Origin of the sequence: Acidovorax sp., from assembly GCF_046339755.1 — a bacterium.
Taxonomy (GTDB): domain Bacteria; phylum Pseudomonadota; class Gammaproteobacteria; order Burkholderiales; family Burkholderiaceae_C; genus Acidovorax.
On record NZ_JBKDTZ010000073.1, the window covers coordinates 30,905 to 48,219 of the forward strand.

Below are 17,315 nucleotides of genomic sequence, written 5' to 3' on the forward strand. Positions count from 1 at the left end.
TTTGGCCGATTGCTGACCAACTCCTCGGCGCTCACCCCGGGAACTGCTCTTGATTCAGCCCGAGCTCCAGCGATTGCATTCGCTCCCATGCCACGCCGATATCGCTGGCTTGCGCCAGGCGGTCCAAGTGCCCGCGCGAGGTCGCGAAGGAGTTAAAAAACAGGTCCACCCTGCGGGTTGCGCGCGCCGCAGCTTCCAGCTCTGCTGCGCCTGGCAGGCACAGCGCCTCACGGCGAGGCAGCGAGGCGGCCATCGATAGCCCCTTGGGATCAAAATCAAAGAAGGCGAGGGTAGGCCGGTGGTCGCGTCGTACCAACTCAGTGGCCACATCGGTTCGATACAGGCCGGGAGCCCCGCGAAATAGCACGAGCGCAGGCCTGCCCTTCACGAAGCCGCTGAGCCAGCCGTAGCGCCCTAGGTTCAGCATCGGCTCCAGGTTCTCGCACACAATCAAGACCTCGTAGGGCATCTGCAGCGCGGCCTCGGCCCGCAGTGACATGAAGCCGTCCGGTGGCATCCGGATGCCGGGGATGGCGAGCGGCACCAAAGCGACCAGGTCGTGGGACACCCGCAAGGCACCTGTCTTTTCCGAGCCCCCCGCCGGCGCCTCACTGCGCGTAAAAGGCGCGGCCGGCGCAGTAACCTCGTAGCCCCGCGCCCTGAGCATGTGGGCGGCACTGGCGTGGTCCTCGGCGGTGAACATGACCCGACTTCCCTTGATGGTGCCGATCCCCTCGGTGGTGGATACCGTGCGCGCGACTTCGCCGAGCCTGCACTCAGTGCGCGCGTCGGTCACCAGGCGCTGCAGGAACTTGACCGCCTGGGGGCTCATGAGGGGCCACCAAGTGGAAGCACGCGGGCGTCCTCGAAGTAGTGCCTAAACCGCTCACCGGGCCTGGGCGAGCTGGACACCAACTCTACGGCGATCCTGCGGTCGCGCAGCGCCAGGACGGCAAACACCAGCCAGACGTGCGCGTCGATGGTCTGGGCCAGGTCGTCGGTAAGTCGCCACCCGGCCAGGGACATGGGCTGGGTGCTGGCCTGCGCAGCTGCAACCAGCCGCTGCAGCGCTAGGGTTGCGTCAGAGGGCTTCTCCACGCGCGGCGCGTCCACGATGCGCTCGTACCGCCGGGGCTCTTTCGGGGGCGCTGCCACCTGCTTGGGCGGCAGGCTGTAGGCTTCCTTGGCCAGCACGTCCCCAATCTGAGCGTCGGTGTCCAGTGGCTCCACGTGGGCCTCCAGCTCGGGCAGGCGCGCGGCCAGCAGGAAGTCCGGCACCGGCTTGGACGAGTCCACCTCGAAGCCTCGCCACATGGGCTGCTGGCGGAGGAACACATCCAGACGCGCGAGCAGCTTGTGGTTGCGCTCCACCTCGCGGATCCTGAAGATCTCGCGCGAGATGTGGGTCTGCATCTCGGACATGGCGTTCTGCCACCCGAGCGTGCGGGCTGAGAGGTTCACCCGGATGAAACGCGCCAGATCCGTCATGCCGCGGGTGCTGGCTTGCTGCTCGATCGTGTCGAACACTCGGGACATTCGCGCCATGTCCTGGGCCAGGGTGCTGGTCTGCACCTGGTAGAAGCGGTTCTGGCTCTTTTTGGCCTCCAGGGTGCGCACGTTGCCGAAGCGCGTGGAGATGAGGGTCTGCAGGTACTGCAGGTTGCGATCCACGCTGTCGGCGATGTCGAACACGGTGGACTCGATCGTGTCCACGATGGTCTCGACGCCTTCGGTGTCCCGCGCCCTGAGCAAATCCTGTGCTTCCTCCCACAGTTGCTTGGCCTGGGCGATGCGGGAGCTGATTTCAGCGAGGCTCTGGTACGCAGGAAATAGCTGCAGATGGTCCGTTAGGAACTCCCGCAGCTTGGGATGCAGCCGGTAGCCGTCCTCGCCGGCGGGGCGAAGCGCTTCTACGCTGCGCAGCGCGATGATCGCGGCGTCCGAGCCATGGCCCTCGCGCCCGATCACGCCCTGCAGGGCCTCCTCAATGACGTCGGCGTGCTGGAACAGGACCTTCAGAACGTCCTTGATGGGCGATGTCATGGCTGTGCGTCCGGCGCGGGTTCGGCCACATCAGCCATGTCCAGTCGCGCCTGGGGATCCATCTGGTCGACCACCTGATCATCCGAAAGGTGAGGGGTGTTTTCGGCGATGAAGGCAATCAGCTGGTACAGGTAGTCCATCTTCCCCGTGAAGGTGTAGCCCTTGCTCGCGAAATTCGATTCGACCAGGTATCCCTGCTCCACCAGGATGTTGAACATGCGCTGGATTCTGTGAACCGTGGCGCCGCCATCGGAGACACGACCGTCAGCGAGCTCGCGCATGTCGAGCAATCGCCGATCCAGCATCGTGGAGCCCCGGACGGCCTCGCTGATCTCGGTCAGCCAGACCACGTCGCCCGCGTGTAGCTGGGGGTTGCGACCCTGGGCCTGGCGAAGCGTTTCCAGAAAGCCTACGTACGGCTCCAGGCGGTTGCGAATGGTCTTGAGCTCGTCGCGCAGCCGGGTGCGCATCTCAGAGGTCGGCACGTCGTAGGCCATGAAAAACGCGCCTTCTTCGCTCAGGCGCGCCAGCCGGTAGCCGACCGCCTTGAGCCAGGCCTCGGCGCCGCTTCGGCCCGCCTCGGAGCTGAGCACCTCGAACTCCTCCGGGAACTGGATGGGGCACACGAAGCTCCCCTTGGCCAACTGCTTCAGGGCGGATTCAAGCTTGCTCATGGTGGCGCTCCCGCTGGGTGTTCTCGCTCGTAAAAATGGCCCCTGTGTTCTCGAACATGCTCAGGCGCGGGAAGTGGCGGGCGAGCGCCGGATCCACACTGGGGCTGGCGCTGATCACGTCGATGTCATTGGCGGATAGGGTGCTCAGGAAGGCCCCGACGTTGCTGGCGGAGAATCGGCCCAGTTCGTCGGTGACCCACACCAGGCTCACGGGGGCAGTGCCCCGGATCATCTGCACGAATCCCAGCAGAAACATGGCGGTGATGAGTGCGGAGTTGCCGTTGGACGAAATCGCCCGGAACTCCTCATCATTGGAGATCGAGCGCCGCACGCCGTTCTCGTACAGACTGCATTCGAGCTGCACCTGCTCACTGAGGTTGACCATCAGGCCGCCCTCCACCTGCAGTATGTCGCGGTACTCGCGCACCAGGGCAGCGTCTTCTTCCGTGGGCAGGTCCTGGCGCTTTCTCATGATGGAGCGGCCGACGAGAGAAACCCCCGAGCCCCGGTCCTGCATCCTGCGCAGCACCTTCAGGAAGGCTTGTTGGCCAACGCTCGAAGATACTTTCACGCCCAGGTCCTTGAACCGCTCGAAGTGCTTGATTCGGCCCAATGCGGCCCCCAGCTCACTGCTGAAGCCGGTCACCAACCGATCGAACTGGTCCATGCGGGTGACGAAGGCATTGGCGTTCTCGAAGAAGCCGTTCATTTCGCTGTTGAGCTGGTCCACATAGTCGCCGCTCTCCATTGGCTCGAACCAGTCGCACAGCTGCTGGGCTTCCAGGCAGGCGAACTCGTGCGAGAGGCGGGTCTGCCTGTCAGGCAGCTCGCGCGATTTGAGGTCCAGCCAGTCCGAAGGACCCCCAGCCCGCCGGCGGAACTCGTTTCGCAGGGAAATCACCTCACCCTGCAGGGCACGTTCCTCGCCCCCAAGGGCCGCCAGTTGCTGGGTGACCGATTGCTCCAGGTCATGCAGCGAGCGGCCCGCATGCGCGCTCGCGGGGACATGGTCCAGGAAATTGCCCAGGCTGGCCACGATCAGCTTCTCAAGCGTGACGGCATCGGCCTTCAGGCGCTCGACCTCCCCGTCGATGGTCTGCAGCGCTTCTTTCAGGGCAGCTTGGCGCTGATCGCGGGACTCTTGGAGGTCGGAGAGGGCCCTGTCGGCCTCGGCGGCCTGGTCTTTGAGGCGAGCCAATTCGCGCTTCTGTGCTTCGAGGTTAGGCAGGGTGGTGGCCGAGAACGTCTCCCAAGCTGCCACCTCGTGGCGGTTCATCGCGATGAGGTCGAGTTCCCTGCTCAGCGCATTGACCGCTTCTTGCACGGCGGCAATGCGGGTCGGGTCCAGCCCCATTCCCTGCAGAGAGAGGTCGTAGTCCTTGCGCAGTCGCGCCAGCGTGGCGGCAGTGCGGATGCCCAGCTCGGACTGCTCTGCGGTGATGTTCTGAAGGGCTGTCGCCGTATCCGCTTCCAGTTGTCCAACAGCACGACTGCAGTCGTCGCGGATGGCCTTCTCCTCGTCGGTGAATGCCTTGCGAATCCGGCTGGTTTCATCCTCCACGTCCGTAGCGAGCGCCTTGATCTTGACCAACTCGGCTGCGCCGACTTCCTTCGCCGCGCTTTTCTCGGCCGCCAGGATGCCGGCCAAGCGGTCACGCTCGGCCCGAGCGGACTTCACAGCCTGTACGGCCAACGCCTCCAACGCCTGGGCCTGTCCGTGTGCGGTGGCGGCTTTGGATAGCAGTTCTGATCGCAACTTGGCCTCGGCTGACTCCTCTTGCATCCTCTGGGTGATGGTTGCCGCCCTGGACTTTGCCTGTTCGAGCCTTGCCCGGACTTCGTCCATGGAGTACCAGGAAGGGGGCTCCACCTGGCCGAGCTGCACGCTGGTGTTTCCGATGATGACGGAGCCCGCGGGCGCCAGATCCTCCACTGCGTCAGCCAGCAGCTGGGGGCTGAGATCGGTCCTGTGCAGCAGTTCGGGGTTGAGAAGCTTCGAGGCCTCGGTCCAGATCGCCTCGCCATCCGCTCGGATGAACTCCAGAAGGGACCCGGGCTCCGGCCGCATCTCGGCGTTGATGGCATCGATCAACTTCAATGCGGCATCCTGGCTGCGTTCGAGGCCATCCACGGTGGCCAGCGCATCGTCAGCGCTTTTTCTGGCTTGTTCGAGAACTCGAAATGCTTCCCTGGTCTTTGCTGTGGCCGCCTCACTGTCAACGAAGCTCTGATCTAGCGTGGCCACTGCTATCCCGTGCGCGTCAACAGTCTCGGGCCGAGGTGCGGGGTTGCGCATCTGGGCGCTGATCTCGCCTTCCTTGACGGACAGGGCTCTGCGCTCAGCGGCCAGCTCCGCGAGGCGCGGGGGCTCGGTGCGCTTCTGGAGCGCCGCGTCGCGCTCACGGACGAGGAGCAGTGATTTGGCGGCTTGCTCTTCTTTGGCTTTGGTGGCTCTTGCTGCAATGGCAGCGGCCTGCGCATCATTGGCGCGCTGCGCTTCCTGGACGCTTCGCTCGTAGTTGGAACTGGCAGTGCCGGCCTGCGCCGTCAACGAGTCGAGCTCCGCCCTCTGTGCCAGCAGCTGCAGTTTCCGTTCCGGCTCGCGGGCCTGCTTTGCGGCCAGGTCACGTGCGTCGATCTCATCAAAATGTGCCAGCTTCTGGGCGTTCGCCTCCACGATCGTGCGGTGCGCATTGAACGAGTGGTTGGCCTCGCCCTTCGCGGTGATCGCCTGCTCGATCGAGCTGGTGAGCAGCGCCAGGACCGCCTGGGCTGCGGTCTCCTGTTCGTGGCGCCGAGCGAGCAGGGCCTCAGTCTCGCGCCGGCCTTGGGCCAAAGCGCCCTTGACCGCGACGTGGAGAGAGCAGAGATCGAGGTGCAGCCCCTTTATCTGGGTGATCCTCTCACGCATGCGATCGGCCTCCGGCCGACGCTTGAGGATGTCTGCCATGTGCGAACGGCTCTCGATCCAGCGCGCCACAGCTTCCTTGCTCTGCTTGAGCTCGCGCACATTGGGCCGCTTCGACTCCGAGGCCTGGTCTTCGGAGACGCGCTCCAGCACGATGTTCTTGAGGTCCTGGAACTTGATGGTCTCGTTCGCCATGGCGGCGGCGATCTGGTGCAGGTTGCGCAGGGACCGAGGGCCGAGGGAGTGCTGTCTGGCCAATGCAATCAGTTCCTTGGCATTCTTGGCGTTGGTACGCTCGTGCAGGATGACGCTGCGGTACTCGTGCAGGCTGAGCAGCCGGGTGACTTCGATGCCGCGGGCTTCGGCGCGCGCCTTGAACTCCCGCCTGTCCACGAAGTGGTTGGTCTCATCGTAGAAGAGGTCTTCCTGGAAGCCACTGCGCACGATGTGAAACTGGGGCACCTCTTCGCCTTCCTTGGCGTACATGACCACGGTGCGCAGCTGATCAGAGTTTTCGCGCTCGTACTCGTAGGCGACGGCGCTGCTCGGATCGGGCAGGGTGTAGCTGATCATCGCGGTGCGGCCGGAGCCTTTGAGCACCTGGGATGGCGAAGCCCCGTAGAACAAGGGCACGGTGCGAAGGAGGGTGGTCTTGCCAACTCCGTTCTCCCCGACCACTAGCACGCCCCCACGCGGGTCCAGCTCAGCGATCCGACCCGATGGCAGGCCGGTAGTTGGATTTGTGATATTTATGCCGATGGTCCGGCGCAGCTGGTAGGGCATGGGTGAGGGGGCGTTCTTGTGGTGGAGGCGGCGTTACAGCGGTCCGTCGTGCAATTTACCGCACTACTGGTTGAATATCCAGGTTCTCTGCAACGAAGTGGCGTGCCCGCCCAAGCCCCGGGGGTCCTGCGGAACATGACCCATGCGCATCCTCTGGACTGCCCTGTGAGGTCAATGTTTCAACTGGCCGAGTCGACAACTCCAGCAGCGCAGCTGGGCAAACTTCAAGGAAGCGGCTGTGAGCCCAGGGCCGCGCACGCTTGATGCAGCGAGGCTACCGGGCAGTCATGAAAACCGACGTCCTGCGCAGCACTTGCCCGAGAACTTCGTCTTCAGAGGACCTCACCGAGTAGCCTTCCATCGTCCAAAGAAGGCTACCGGACGATAGCGTCTTCGCCTGGCCGAGCGCTGTGTTCAGCTTTGACCTGAGGGCCGCCTGGCTTTCGGCGCTGGCTACACAGGTCACGCCAACCAGGATCTCTCTCGCGTCAAAGTCGAACTGAGCCGCCCGCCCGTCAGTGCATGGCGTAAATCCTCCGTTTAGAGTTATTGGCGCGCGAGTGGCATCGGCAAAAGCCATGTTGCAACCGATCCCTCGACCCACGGAGTACCGGCTGCAGTTGCGCGCGTCGAATCCAAAGTAAGCTGCAGCATCAAGCAACGAAAAACCAAGCGGCGCGGCCACTGCCACCCCATCCGGGCGTTCGGTATAGGCTCTCTGGGCCATAAGGGCGGCACCGCAACTGGTGAACAGCTGAACCGAGGAAACGTCACCCTCTCGGGAGCGGTTGGAAACATTGAACACGCGGTCCGGGGTGATCCAAGTCTTCACGTTCGGTGGGCCCTCGCGCGGAAGCACCTTGCCGATCGCTTCGGCCAGGGACGTCTCGCGGCAGGCACCAGAGTTGGTCGAAGCGAACCACACTCCATCGGCCTCGGGGCGCCCAGTCACATCCTCCTCGCAGCGCATCCAGGACATGTCAACATTCGCTGCTGCCTGGGGTCCCCAGCACCAACCTTTCGCTTTCGCCGCGTTCTCTGCGAGCGCGAGCAGCTGGCATGGCGAACCAGGCTTTCCAGAATCCTCTTGCGACTGTCGGCAGGTGCCCTTGAGCCGCAGGACCTCGCTCTGCAGGTGTTCATCAGACATGGTGCCGAAGTCGGCTGGCGCGGCTTCCTTGGGTCGGTCGCCGCATCCGGCCAACACTAGAGCGAGGCCAGCCGTAGAAAGGAGCGCGCTGTAGGTGGATCGCTTCAAGGCAAATCGCACGTGCGTTACTCGATGGCGCGTGCCCGCAAGAGCTCTTGCTCGGCGACATCGAAGGAGCATATCCAGAGTTTGCTGCCGGTGTATCCGCCAAAGCTGTTCTTCGCATTGACGCTCACGGTGTAGGACACACTGGGGAACCAGCCTTTGGCCGTCTCGTAATCTGGTGAGGGGCCTTTTGCACGGGCCACAGCGCCAACCCTGGCGGATTCCGGATCCTTGAGCATGGTCATGATTCGAGTCAGACAGCGCTGTTTGTTCGCCTCGATCGCCTCATTGGAGGGCGGGACGGCTGGAGGCATTGCGTCAATCTGCTTTTGCACCTTGGCGCGAGCTTCGTCGATACTGGCCGTCCCGCTGGAAGGCTTGCCGAGGCAAGCTTCGGAGAGCATGTGCGTGTACCCCGAGCAGTCAACGCCCACTGCTGGCTTCACCTCAATCTTTTTGGCGTCGGCTGCGCAGGGGGTCTGGCTGAAGGTGTTTCCGCACTTGTAGACGGACTGAGCCAGGACCGGCGAGGCCAGGAGGGCGCCTAGGGCGCCCAAAAGGAAAGCGAGGCGAGGTTTCAATGGATCTCCTGGTTGTTGGCGCTCAAGTCGCACGCCGAGGGCTGTCATGATAGGGGACGCAACATTCAGTCACAAACGACTTTGTGCCGGTTCGTCCGCTCTCGCGACCAGCTCACCCAAATGGGTGAGGTCATGTTGAATGCCAGCTGTACAAGACCGGCGACGTGCACGAGGTCGACCTTCCATAATCGGGCACCAGAACCCATGATCGCGCAATCAGGAGACATATGAACTTCGCTCGACTCCTCCCACTTCTCCTCCTGAGCATCCACCAGGCGTCGTTCGGATCTGATCCGCTGGCTGAGTTCAAAGCGATAGTAGACACCTGCAAGGTTGCGTTCCAAGCCAAGCCGGCAACGAAGGTCGCTTTTAACTCCATGACGCAGGCCTGGACAAAATACGCATTCACTCCTGCAGAGATCTCTTATGACGTGCGCAGGTCAGAGTCGTTGGTGCGGCCCTTCACCGCGTTCGTTGAGATCCTCGAATCACGCACAGCGGAAAAGGCCGCAGATGAAGCTGCAGCCGCACAGCTGGAAGTCAGCGTGGAGACTGCGCCGACCGCTCAAAAGACGGTTGTGCGGAATAATTTCGCCTATGAGAACGGGCGCTGGGTACTGATCGGCGGCACCTACACTTCCTCAATGCGGATGCGTGGTGAAAAGCGCTTTGATGCTCCAACGTCCCTCAAAAACACCCCTGAGGAGATCGGCAAGCACACGGGTGAGTTGGCAGAATGTCGGGGAAAGTAGCCGAGCAGCGCTCGGGCGTCCCGTTATATGGCTACGGCGTTCGAATCGACCTATGTGCCAATGAGGACGAAACTGCCCACAATGCGTCTGTTCAAAAGCAATGCTGCCGCAATTTGAGCGGGTCGCAGGGCGTCGTTGTGGAGTTCGAGCCGACGACAAGGTTTGGGGCAAATTAATGTCGGAGCCTGGGCGGCCTAGCTCGCCACTCTCCAGACCCCGTCAGCCCATGAGGGTATGAAGGCAGCGCCAAACTCCCCGTAAAGGGCTTTGCAAGCTTGCGTTGGATCCTGAGAGATGGAGCCCCTGCAGCGCCAGCGGCAGTCACAGGGAGAGGCCGCGCTTCCCGACGCGCGCTGGCCTACGCGAGAATACAAGCAACAAGACCGAAACTGACCAAAGACCATGAGCGCAACGACTGAGCACCCGAAGGTTTTCATTTCGTACAGCTGGACAAACGTCGAACATGAGCGGTTCGTCATGGATCTGGCCACGTCACTGCGCAATCACGGCGTTGACGCGATTCTGGACAAGTGGGACCTCAAGCCGGGGCAAGACAAGTACGTCTTCATGGAGTCGATGGTGGTCGACCCTGACGTGCTCAAGGTGCTCGTCGTTTGTGACCGCAAGTACCAGGAGAAGGCGAACAAGCGCGCCGGCGGAGTCGGTACTGAGTCGCAGATCATCTCGCAGGAGCTTTACGGTAAGGTCCAGCAGACCAAGTTCATCCCGCTCGTCTGCGAGTACGACGAAGACGGTCAGCCGTGTCTGCCGGTCTTCATGAACGGCCTCATCTACATCGATGTGTCGACAGATGAGCGTTACGGAGCGGGGCTCGATGAACTCCTGCGGCTCATCTATGAGCAACCCTTTCATCAGAAGCCCAAGCTTGGAGGGGCGCCGGCCTTCGTCTCCAACCCCGGCACGAGCTACGTCAGGGAGTTGGGCGCGGCGCTCAGAGCCATCCAGGACGGCAAGCCCAACCGTCAAGGGTTGGAGACACTCTTCCTCAGAAGCGTCTTGACTGAGCTGGACAAGTTGTACGTCACTCCCGAGGGGAACGACTACGACGAGGGTATCTACCAGGCCATCGCCAGCACCAAAGGGCTGAGGGACCAGGTCGCTGACTACGTCGAAGTCGTGGCTGCGTTTTCGGGCGATGACCCTACCGCGATTGGTCCCTTCATCAAGCTGATGGAGGGCATTGCGGCGCACTTTGGGCCACCCGAAGGCACTGGGGCCTTCTATCCTGGCTGGGTCGACCTTTATGCATTCTTCGCGCTGGAAGCCCTACTAATCCAAACAGCGGCGCTGCTCCGGAACGAGCGTTGGAAAACGCTTCGCCGTCTGGTTGGTGCGACCTATGTCGTTCGCGGTCGACAAAGTGAGCTAACCACGGCGCGGTTTGTTGCCTTCGATACCTATCTCAGATCCCTCGATGAGGATCGCAATAAGCGGCTTAAGCTCAATCGTGTGTCCGTCTCAGCCGACCTCCTTAAAGAACGATGCTCTGCCGAAAAAACATCGTTCGATGAGATGATGCAGGCTGATGTGTTCCTTGCGCTGAAATCGCTGGTCGCGGGTCGTGAGACAACCGAAGGTTGGATTTCGTACTGGGAGCCACGCACGCGCATATATGCGCCTTATGGGAACAGGCACCCTGTGTTCTTGCGGGCCTCCGACGAGACGACTCGAAATGGCATTCTGGCAGCCATCGGTGTGGGCTCCGGCGCTGAGCTCAAAGCCAAGCTTGAAGTGTCCGAAAGCCTTCTTGGCGACCTGGACCGAGTCGGCGGGCGTTCGCACGGGCGCTTCAACTTCTTGCAGGCGATCAACGTGGCAGCTCTGACGGGGTAGTGAGCTGTCAGGTGACTGCGGCTGGCGCAGAGCGCTCAGCGGTCAGGAACCCTATCGGGGCGGCGGATGAGTGAGATCTGCAGCTTTTCAAACCCCCAGCGTGCGATGAGGCTTTGAAAAGCCGCGCCAAGCCCCCGGAAGGGGCCTGGCAGGCTTGCATTTGATTCCCGAGGGGTAGAGGCCCCTGCAGGTGGCTAAAGCGGGCCTACGGGCCGCTGGCACCCGGAGGTGCCCACGGCCTGATTCTGTTTTCAGGCCCTCTCCGGAGTGCCAAGAACGCCGGACCCTGAACTCAGGCAGCGCATGTCTCCCGGTAAACCGAGGACTCACGCTGGCGCGGCGATGCTGTGCCGGCACGACGCTCGCGCGCCGCCGTGGGCACCGCCAGGGGCGCAGGCTGCAAGTACTTGACCTCCACCAGGTGGAGCCCCGACTTCTTGAGGAAGGCTTCGGCCGAGGCCAGCATGGCATCCCGGATGGGAGAGCCCTCAGGGACGCAGTAGTGCTCGGCCAGGAGCTGCACTACCTTCGCGTAGGCAACACTGAAGTCCCGCCCGTCGACGGTGACCGAGTTGCGGAACGTCTGGCGGCCAGGACCGCGCAGAGAGATGTTGATAACCGCTCCCCGGGGCGGGGAGGGTTTGCTGTAAACGGTGCCGGTCAGGGCTCCGTTCCTGGCGAAGATCTTCATGTTGTGAACAAAGGCCTCGTCTCGCGCGGCCTCGCTTTCATAGGTGACGATCTCTTCGACAGTTGCGGGCTCTCCGAGGGTACGGTCGCCGGCGCGCCACCAGGTGATGGAAGGCTTGCCGTTGTGCGTGCCCCAAGGGCCCGGGTTCATTTTGTTTCGTGTCATGGTTCGTGAAGGGATAAGCAGAGCCCGCCTTCCTTGTGAGGCAAGAGCGAGCCGCGTGTTGTTCAGTGCCTCGTCGGCCTGCCGGCGCGAACGCAGAGCCAGCCTCGGAGGGGCTTGGCGCAGCGCAACGAGCGGCGGTCGCGAGCGTGAGGCGGTCAGCGCCCGATGAACCCCAATGCGTAGCAGCGCAAACGCCACCAGTACATTGCCAAGCCATCGGTCTTGATCCCGTAGCGCAAGCAGGCTTCTTCGTCGCACCCAACGGCGTAGAGGCCACTTGCGTGGCCGAATCGCTTGCTCATGGGGTGGGTTGCCTGGCTTGATTCGTCAGGTCGATGTACCCCTGCGGCAGGCCGGCTCGCGAGGTCGCAAACCCGAGGCTGCAATTATTCGCGAAGGCGCCCAGCCCTGGGGCGTTGCGGGGATTTGTAGAAAGCATGGTTTCTCCAGAAAGTGAGATGCAGAACGACACCCTGAGGGGAATGGTCCTGCGCGGTTGATGCCGGATGGCAGGGAGGCGCCGCTGGCGCTGTTGGTGGGAGCAAAGGGCTTTCGTGGCATGGGGCTCCATGGAAAACCGGGTGCACACCATCACCCATTCGGGGGGTGTGTGCCCCCGGCGGGTTGTGGGATCTCAGGCCGGGTGGCCAGGTGCTATTGCTGCTTTTGCCCGGAGGCGTGGCCAGCTGCCGCTTCAATCCGTCGGCGCTAGGCCGGTGGAGGTGAGAACCGTTTTCCAAAGCCGCCGGACTGCGCCGGCAGGGTGGGGGCTTTGGAAAGCGCCGCACAGCCCCCGTGAGGGGCTATGCGGGCTTCGTTCAAGACACGCGCGGGCCACCCCGCTTCGTATCAGCTTGGACCGCAGCTAGCGTCCCCATACGCGCCCAGCGGAAGCACCCAGTCATCGGTGAAGATGGAGAGGGTGAATTCTTTGCTGTTCGCGACCTCGACCCAGAACGGATCGAGTTTGTACGGAGTGCCTTCGGCGGCGCGCTTCTCAACGCTATCGGTGCGATGGATGGTCAGGCCAAACCTTCGCTCATAGTCTGCAATCTTCTGGAACTGGGCAGGTGCGATGATCTTGACCGTCGCCCACTGATCCTTGCTCCCGAAGATACATTGCCTGCAGCTGCATCTTCCATATCCTAGCCAATAGGCAGGGTGCGCGACCACACGGTATTTCTGGATGATGGCCCACACCTGGTGCTCAGTCCAGGAGTGCACTGGCCGCCAGTGGTCGACGAAGCGCTTGACGTGCTTGCCGAATCGGTTGTCCGAGCGGTGGGGCTCGAACACCTTGTACTTCGCACGCGATGTTGACTCCTCTGCCCGCTCACCGGTGATAATGAGCGTCTTGCCAAACAGAAAGACCGGGTCGTTTTTGATCCAGGCGTCCATCTGACTTATCTTCAAGTAGCTCGAACACCAACGTGTCGTAAGGGATGCGCTGACCTGAGGAAACTTCAACCTCGTTCCATCAGGGCCGTTGCCGCCCACCAGCATCCGTCCGGCTCCGCAGGGAACCGAATTCGGCGCAGTGGCACAAGCGTCACGTAGCATCTCGCCTTCGAACCCGCCGACCTTCCAGCTGTAGCTGATCGGCATGCCAAAAGCTTTGGCGAACGCATTGCAGTACCCCTCTGTCACTGGCCAATCCATGAGGTCGGATTCAGGTCCATCCACCAGGTGGTGATGGAGATGGATGCGCGAGGGCTCAATGCCGCAATCCAGCAGATGGAGCACGCATGCGAGCGAATCCTTGCCCGCCGAAAAGGCCACGATGATTCGATCGTAGTCCGCGAGATTTGGTGCGCTCGGATACTGCAGTGCCTGCGGTTCTTCTGCCCAAAGTGATGATTGCTGATCCTCCTCTGCCTGCTCTTCGCGGCACGGTGCCGGCAGTAGTGTTTCCATGGTGATTCCTTGTGAAAAAACGCGGAACCACGCCCCACGGGGCGCAGTGCCCGCGAGGGTTGGAGTTGTGAAGGAGGCCGGCGGCCGTAAAGGACGCGCTCCCCCTGAAGCTATCTCAAGCGCATGGCGCTGGTGGCCATCAGGCCCGCTGTAGTACCCGCACTTCGACGGTCGCCGTCATCGACTGGGCCAGAGCCCCTACGATGGCGGACAGGTTGTCCATGCTGGGATTGCCTTGCGCAGAGAGCATGCGGTGCACGCTCTTGCTCGGCCTGTGGATGTGGGCAGCGAGCTGCTCGAATCCGATGGTCGCATTCACGAGCTCGCGCAGGATGAGCCGAGCCGCCTCGGGTTCGCCCTGGCAGAACATCGTCATGGCCTCATCAAGCAGAGCCTTCGCGAACTCGGGTTCGCGCTGGGCGCGCTCGGTGACTGTTTGGCGGAAGTCGCGTGTGAGTGCCATCAGTGCTCTCCTTTCATCTGTTCGTTCAAAGCCCGCTTGCGGGCCTTGTACTCCTCGTGAAGCGCCACGGCCTCATCGATGCCTTGCTGCTGTTCCTTCTTGCTGCTGCCACCAAAAAGAACGATCAGCGTGTCCCCATCCTTGGCAAGGTAGACCCGGTAGCCAGGTCCCCAGTCAATGCGGTACTCGCCTATGCCCCGAAACCATTTCAGGTTCGAGGTGTTGCCGAGTTGCATGCGAACTTGCGCCACAGCAACCTTGGCGGCTGCAGCGCGATCGAGCGCATCGAACCAGGCGCGAAACGGGCTGGACCCATCCTCGCGGATGTACTCCTCGACTCGCATCAGGCGCCCTCAATGGTAACGTATACGTGACCATTCTGCAGAACCTGGGCGGCGTGGCGTGTTGGCCGCATGGGCTTTTTGATCATGTCCATCTCCATAGGTTGAAGACGGGCCAACCCGGATGGGCTAGCCCATCTGGGTGAAATCCAAGGGCGGTAGCCGTTGGTTGGTGGTGTGGAGGGCTGTTGAGGCCCGCTGAATGCTGATTCGCCCAGGGGCTCGGCCAGCTGCCGCTTTGTTCCGCCAGCGCTAGGCTGGTGGTCTCAAATCGCTTTGCAGAGCCCCCGGCAGGTACCAGGGGCTTTGAAAAGCGCCGCCAAACCCCGGGGAGGGGTAGGGCGGGCTTCGGGTCACCCGGCGCCGAGGCGGCCGAGTGGCATGCAGGAGCTGGTGCTCAGCGTGAACCTGGGTTCACCAGTTCCGCTGCCCACGCAGGCATCTGCTCTACAGGCACTACTGCCTTGAATCCATCCTCCGAAGACATGGTGATCAGGAGAACGGGCCCATCGGAAGTGTCCGGATCGCTGTTGTCGTAGATGAAAGCGGCGTCCATGAGACTCAGTGCTTCCCGAAGGAATGCATGGGTCTTGTGGTACCTGGCCACGATCTTCTCGGCATCGACGTGGTGCCCACCTTTGCGCACCCGCTGCGCGACGCGGCCGATGTTGATCGCCGGGTCTCGGGTGCTGATGAAAACCATCTGCAGGCTGTACCCCGACTGGCGGGCGAGGTTGAAGAACGTCGCCCACCTGTCGCGGTCCGACATCACGGTTTCGGTGCAGAACGAGTCCCGCTCCATCATCATCGTCCACCGGCGTCGCTCCGCCTCGTGGGCGGCCTGGAACTGCATCTCGGTGGTCGCAACATCCAGTCCAGCAGCATGGGCGAGCCCCGCTGCAATCTGGTCGGCATTTACCAGCTCGCCAACATGCATCTCCCGAACCATTTGGTTCGTGATGGAGGTTTTGCCGGATCCGTTGGGACCCGCGAAAACGGTGATGGTGGGCTGGGGGCTCGGATCACTGCGCCGGATGGACACTGCTCACACCTTGGTGGTGTTTTGCGAGGCGTTCATCAGCGGGATCGAGCGTTTGCACCCGTCCGTCCACCATGCCAGTCACAGGGATACCTGCGCGGATGTCAGACGCCACGGCGTTGCTCACTGCGCGTTTGACCAGGCTGGTCATTTGCGCGGCGTTCAGGCCGAGGATGGTGGGTGCTTGTGAGGGCATGGTCCTTAGGCTACGGCCTTTCCGCGCAGCGGTCAAGTCAGCGGCCTTCCAATCAATCGAATGGAGCATGGTCATACTTGGGTTTCAAGAAAACCGGGTGCACCTTCTCCCATACGGGGAGAGATTTCCCCGGTGGGTTGAGATATCCAGGCCTGGCGGCCCGGGGTTGCTTTGCTGATTCGCCCAAGGGCACGGCCAGCTACCGCTTCGAATCCGCCGGCACTAGGCCAGAGGGAGGAAATCGCTTTCCGCAGCCCCCTGAAACGCGGCCGGGGGCTCCGGAAAGCGCTGTGAGCCCCGAGGGGGGCTCACAGGCTTCACGATGGGGCTCAAGCAGCTGGCGCTGCAGGATCCGCTTCGATTTCCACTGCCGTCTCGAAGCGCACTTCCGTGAGCTTGAGACGGTACCTTTCCATGAACGCTGCCTTCGAGGCCTCCATCGCTTTGCGAATCGGGCCTTCGGTAGGCAGCTGGCGCGCGGTGGCGACGATGTCGATCACCTGTGCGTAGACCTTGTGGAAGTCCGCACCAGTGACGATGAGGGACGTGCTGACATGGCCAGGTTCGCTCTTCTTCAGAACCCGGATGCTCACCACCGCACCGCGTCTTGTCGACACCCTGCAGTAGCAGACGCCTCTGAGGGTCCCATCGGCGGCGAAGATGTTGTCCATCTCACGATGGAATGCAACTTCGCGCGCCTGGTCGTTCTCGTAGACGCGAACTTCCTTGACGATCGGCGGCTCGCCAAAGGCTTCTATGCCTGGTCGCTGCCAAACGATCGTAGGCAGTCCATTCATCGAGCTGAACTCGACAGGCTCCATTCTGCTGGTCTTCATTTCTCTCGTTCTCCATGAAAAACGGAGAGCACCGCCCCAAAGGGCATGAATGCCCTCCAGGGGTTGTCGCAGGCAGAGCCCCGTGGCGGGGCTGCAGCTGCAGGGATCAGGCGAATTCAGTCACGCTGACTGGACGCGAGAGGTGGGCCGGTTCAACCGGGAACCACCACGCGTCCGCGTCTAGGTACACGAATCGCCTGTTGGTCACCGATGGGGCGAACCCAGCGATGACCTTGTCGGGAAACTCCACACCATTGCAGTTCGTGTAGGTGACCTTCTCACCGATCTTGAAGTCGCAGGGCACAGGGGGCTCGGCTTGAGCATCCTGCGCCAGCGGGTACTTCCAGACGCCTGGCACCAAGTGGGGTCGGCGCGCAAAAGAGGATGACATGTGTTTCCTTTTCAAAATCGACAAGCACCGGCCCCTTTGGGGCACGGATGCCCGTCAGGGGTTTGCTCAGCTGTGGGCTGAATTCAGTCTTCCTCGCACCAGCACCAGCATCCGGCGCCGATGGGATAGACCTTGATGGAGATGGCGTCGACCTTCACCGTGGTTGCCTCAAAGATCTCGTCGTCATCAGAGGTGTTGACGAAGGCATCCTTTTCGGCGTCGTAGCGCAGGTCATCCATGTGGGCGAGCAGCTGCTTGGCGACTTCGAGATCGAAGTGCGGCATTGCCCAACCGTTCCAACGTCGGCCGTCCGTGTAGGCTGGCAGGCGCAGATCCTTTGGAAGCCACTCTCCTGTGACGTGCCGACGAGCAAAGCTCGGTGCAGGCGCAGGTTTGAATGTTTCCTCGAAGGCCGCGCGCGGCAGGTAC

Annotated in this window: 18 protein-coding genes; 2 read left to right on the forward strand and 16 right to left on the reverse strand. The window is 62.2% G+C overall.

Annotated elements, in window-relative coordinates; genetic code table 11:
* Nucleotides 1-31: 31 nt before the first annotated feature.
* The 6 genes from ACK59X_RS05710 to ACK59X_RS05735 form a co-directional block, all read right to left on the reverse strand.
* Nucleotides 32-832 (reverse strand): hypothetical protein, encoded by an 801-nt coding sequence (locus ACK59X_RS05710; protein ID WP_409955918.1) that lies wholly within the window; start codon nt 830-832, stop codon nt 32-34.
* Nucleotides 829-2,043, reverse strand: a complete 1,215-nt coding sequence (locus tag ACK59X_RS05715) for a hypothetical protein (protein ID WP_409955919.1) — start codon at nt 2,041-2,043, stop codon at nt 829-831. The genes ACK59X_RS05710 and ACK59X_RS05715 overlap by 4 nt, the downstream gene beginning before the upstream one ends.
* The gene (locus ACK59X_RS05720) at nt 2,040-2,717 is read right to left on the reverse strand and encodes a hypothetical protein (RefSeq protein WP_409955921.1); all 678 of its coding nucleotides are present in this window, start codon (nt 2,715-2,717) and stop codon (nt 2,040-2,042) included. Before ACK59X_RS05720 ends, ACK59X_RS05715 begins: the two co-directional genes overlap by 4 nt.
* Complete coding sequence (locus ACK59X_RS05725) at nt 2,704-6,408, reverse strand: ATP-binding protein (protein WP_409955923.1); 3,705 nt, start codon at nt 6,406-6,408, stop codon at nt 2,704-2,706. The genes ACK59X_RS05720 and ACK59X_RS05725 overlap by 14 nt, the downstream gene beginning before the upstream one ends.
* 274 nt (nt 6,409-6,682) lie before the next feature.
* Nucleotides 6,683-7,558 (reverse strand): hypothetical protein, encoded by an 876-nt coding sequence (locus ACK59X_RS05730; protein WP_409955924.1) that lies wholly within the window; start codon nt 7,556-7,558, stop codon nt 6,683-6,685.
* 125 nt (nt 7,559-7,683) lie between these two features.
* The gene (locus ACK59X_RS05735) at nt 7,684-8,244 is read right to left on the reverse strand and encodes a hypothetical protein (protein ID WP_409955925.1); all 561 of its coding nucleotides are present in this window, start codon (nt 8,242-8,244) and stop codon (nt 7,684-7,686) included.
* Between the two features lie 227 nt (nt 8,245-8,471).
* On the opposite strand from ACK59X_RS05735, the gene ACK59X_RS05740 reads away from it, so the two are divergent.
* Nucleotides 8,472-8,996: a hypothetical protein gene (locus ACK59X_RS05740; RefSeq protein ID WP_409955927.1), complete on the forward strand. Its 525-nt coding sequence runs from the start codon at nt 8,472-8,474 to the stop codon at nt 8,994-8,996.
* 402 nt (nt 8,997-9,398) lie between these two features.
* On the forward strand, nt 9,399-10,850 hold the full coding sequence (locus ACK59X_RS05745; RefSeq protein WP_409955929.1) for a toll/interleukin-1 receptor domain-containing protein: 1,452 nt from the start codon (nt 9,399-9,401) through the stop codon (nt 10,848-10,850).
* A gap of 292 nt (nt 10,851-11,142) precedes the next feature.
* On the opposite strand, the gene ACK59X_RS05750 is transcribed toward ACK59X_RS05745, so the two are convergent.
* The 10 genes from ACK59X_RS05750 to ACK59X_RS05795 form a co-directional block, all read right to left on the reverse strand.
* A complete protein-coding gene (locus tag ACK59X_RS05750; protein WP_409955930.1) occupies nt 11,143-11,691 on the reverse strand; it encodes a hypothetical protein in 549 nt (182 codons plus the stop codon).
* A gap of 170 nt (nt 11,692-11,861) precedes the next feature.
* A complete protein-coding gene (locus ACK59X_RS05755; RefSeq protein ID WP_409955932.1) occupies nt 11,862-12,008 on the reverse strand; it encodes a hypothetical protein in 147 nt (48 codons plus the stop codon).
* Between the two features lie 547 nt (nt 12,009-12,555).
* Nucleotides 12,556-13,620 (reverse strand): phosphoadenosine phosphosulfate reductase family protein, encoded by a 1,065-nt coding sequence (locus ACK59X_RS05760; protein ID WP_409955933.1) that lies wholly within the window; start codon nt 13,618-13,620, stop codon nt 12,556-12,558.
* A gap of 139 nt (nt 13,621-13,759) precedes the next feature.
* The gene (locus ACK59X_RS05765) at nt 13,760-14,083 is read right to left on the reverse strand and encodes a DNA-binding protein (protein ID WP_409955935.1); all 324 of its coding nucleotides are present in this window, start codon (nt 14,081-14,083) and stop codon (nt 13,760-13,762) included.
* Nucleotides 14,083-14,427 carry a type II toxin-antitoxin system RelE/ParE family toxin gene (locus tag ACK59X_RS05770; protein WP_409955937.1) on the reverse strand — a complete coding sequence of 115 codons (345 nt, stop codon included), beginning with the start codon at nt 14,425-14,427 and terminating at the stop codon, nt 14,083-14,085. The genes ACK59X_RS05765 and ACK59X_RS05770 overlap by 1 nt, the downstream gene beginning before the upstream one ends.
* A gap of 394 nt (nt 14,428-14,821) precedes the next feature.
* On the reverse strand, nt 14,822-15,466 hold the full coding sequence (locus ACK59X_RS05775) for an AAA family ATPase (protein ID WP_409955939.1): 645 nt from the start codon (nt 15,464-15,466) through the stop codon (nt 14,822-14,824).
* Nucleotides 15,447-15,734, reverse strand: coding sequence for a hypothetical protein (locus ACK59X_RS05780; RefSeq protein ID WP_409955941.1), 288 nt, complete (start codon nt 15,732-15,734; stop codon nt 15,447-15,449). The genes ACK59X_RS05775 and ACK59X_RS05780 overlap by 20 nt, the downstream gene beginning before the upstream one ends.
* A gap of 254 nt (nt 15,735-15,988) precedes the next feature.
* Nucleotides 15,989-16,495: a hypothetical protein gene (locus tag ACK59X_RS05785; protein WP_409955943.1), complete on the reverse strand. Its 507-nt coding sequence runs from the start codon at nt 16,493-16,495 to the stop codon at nt 15,989-15,991.
* A 106-nt stretch (nt 16,496-16,601) separates the two neighbouring features.
* Entirely contained in the window at nt 16,602-16,886 is a 285-nt protein-coding gene (locus ACK59X_RS05790) for a hypothetical protein (protein ID WP_409955945.1), read from the reverse strand.
* 83 nt (nt 16,887-16,969) lie between these two features.
* The coding region (locus ACK59X_RS05795) for a hypothetical protein (protein ID WP_409955946.1) at nt 16,970-17,315 on the reverse strand (346 nt) is incomplete at its 5' end.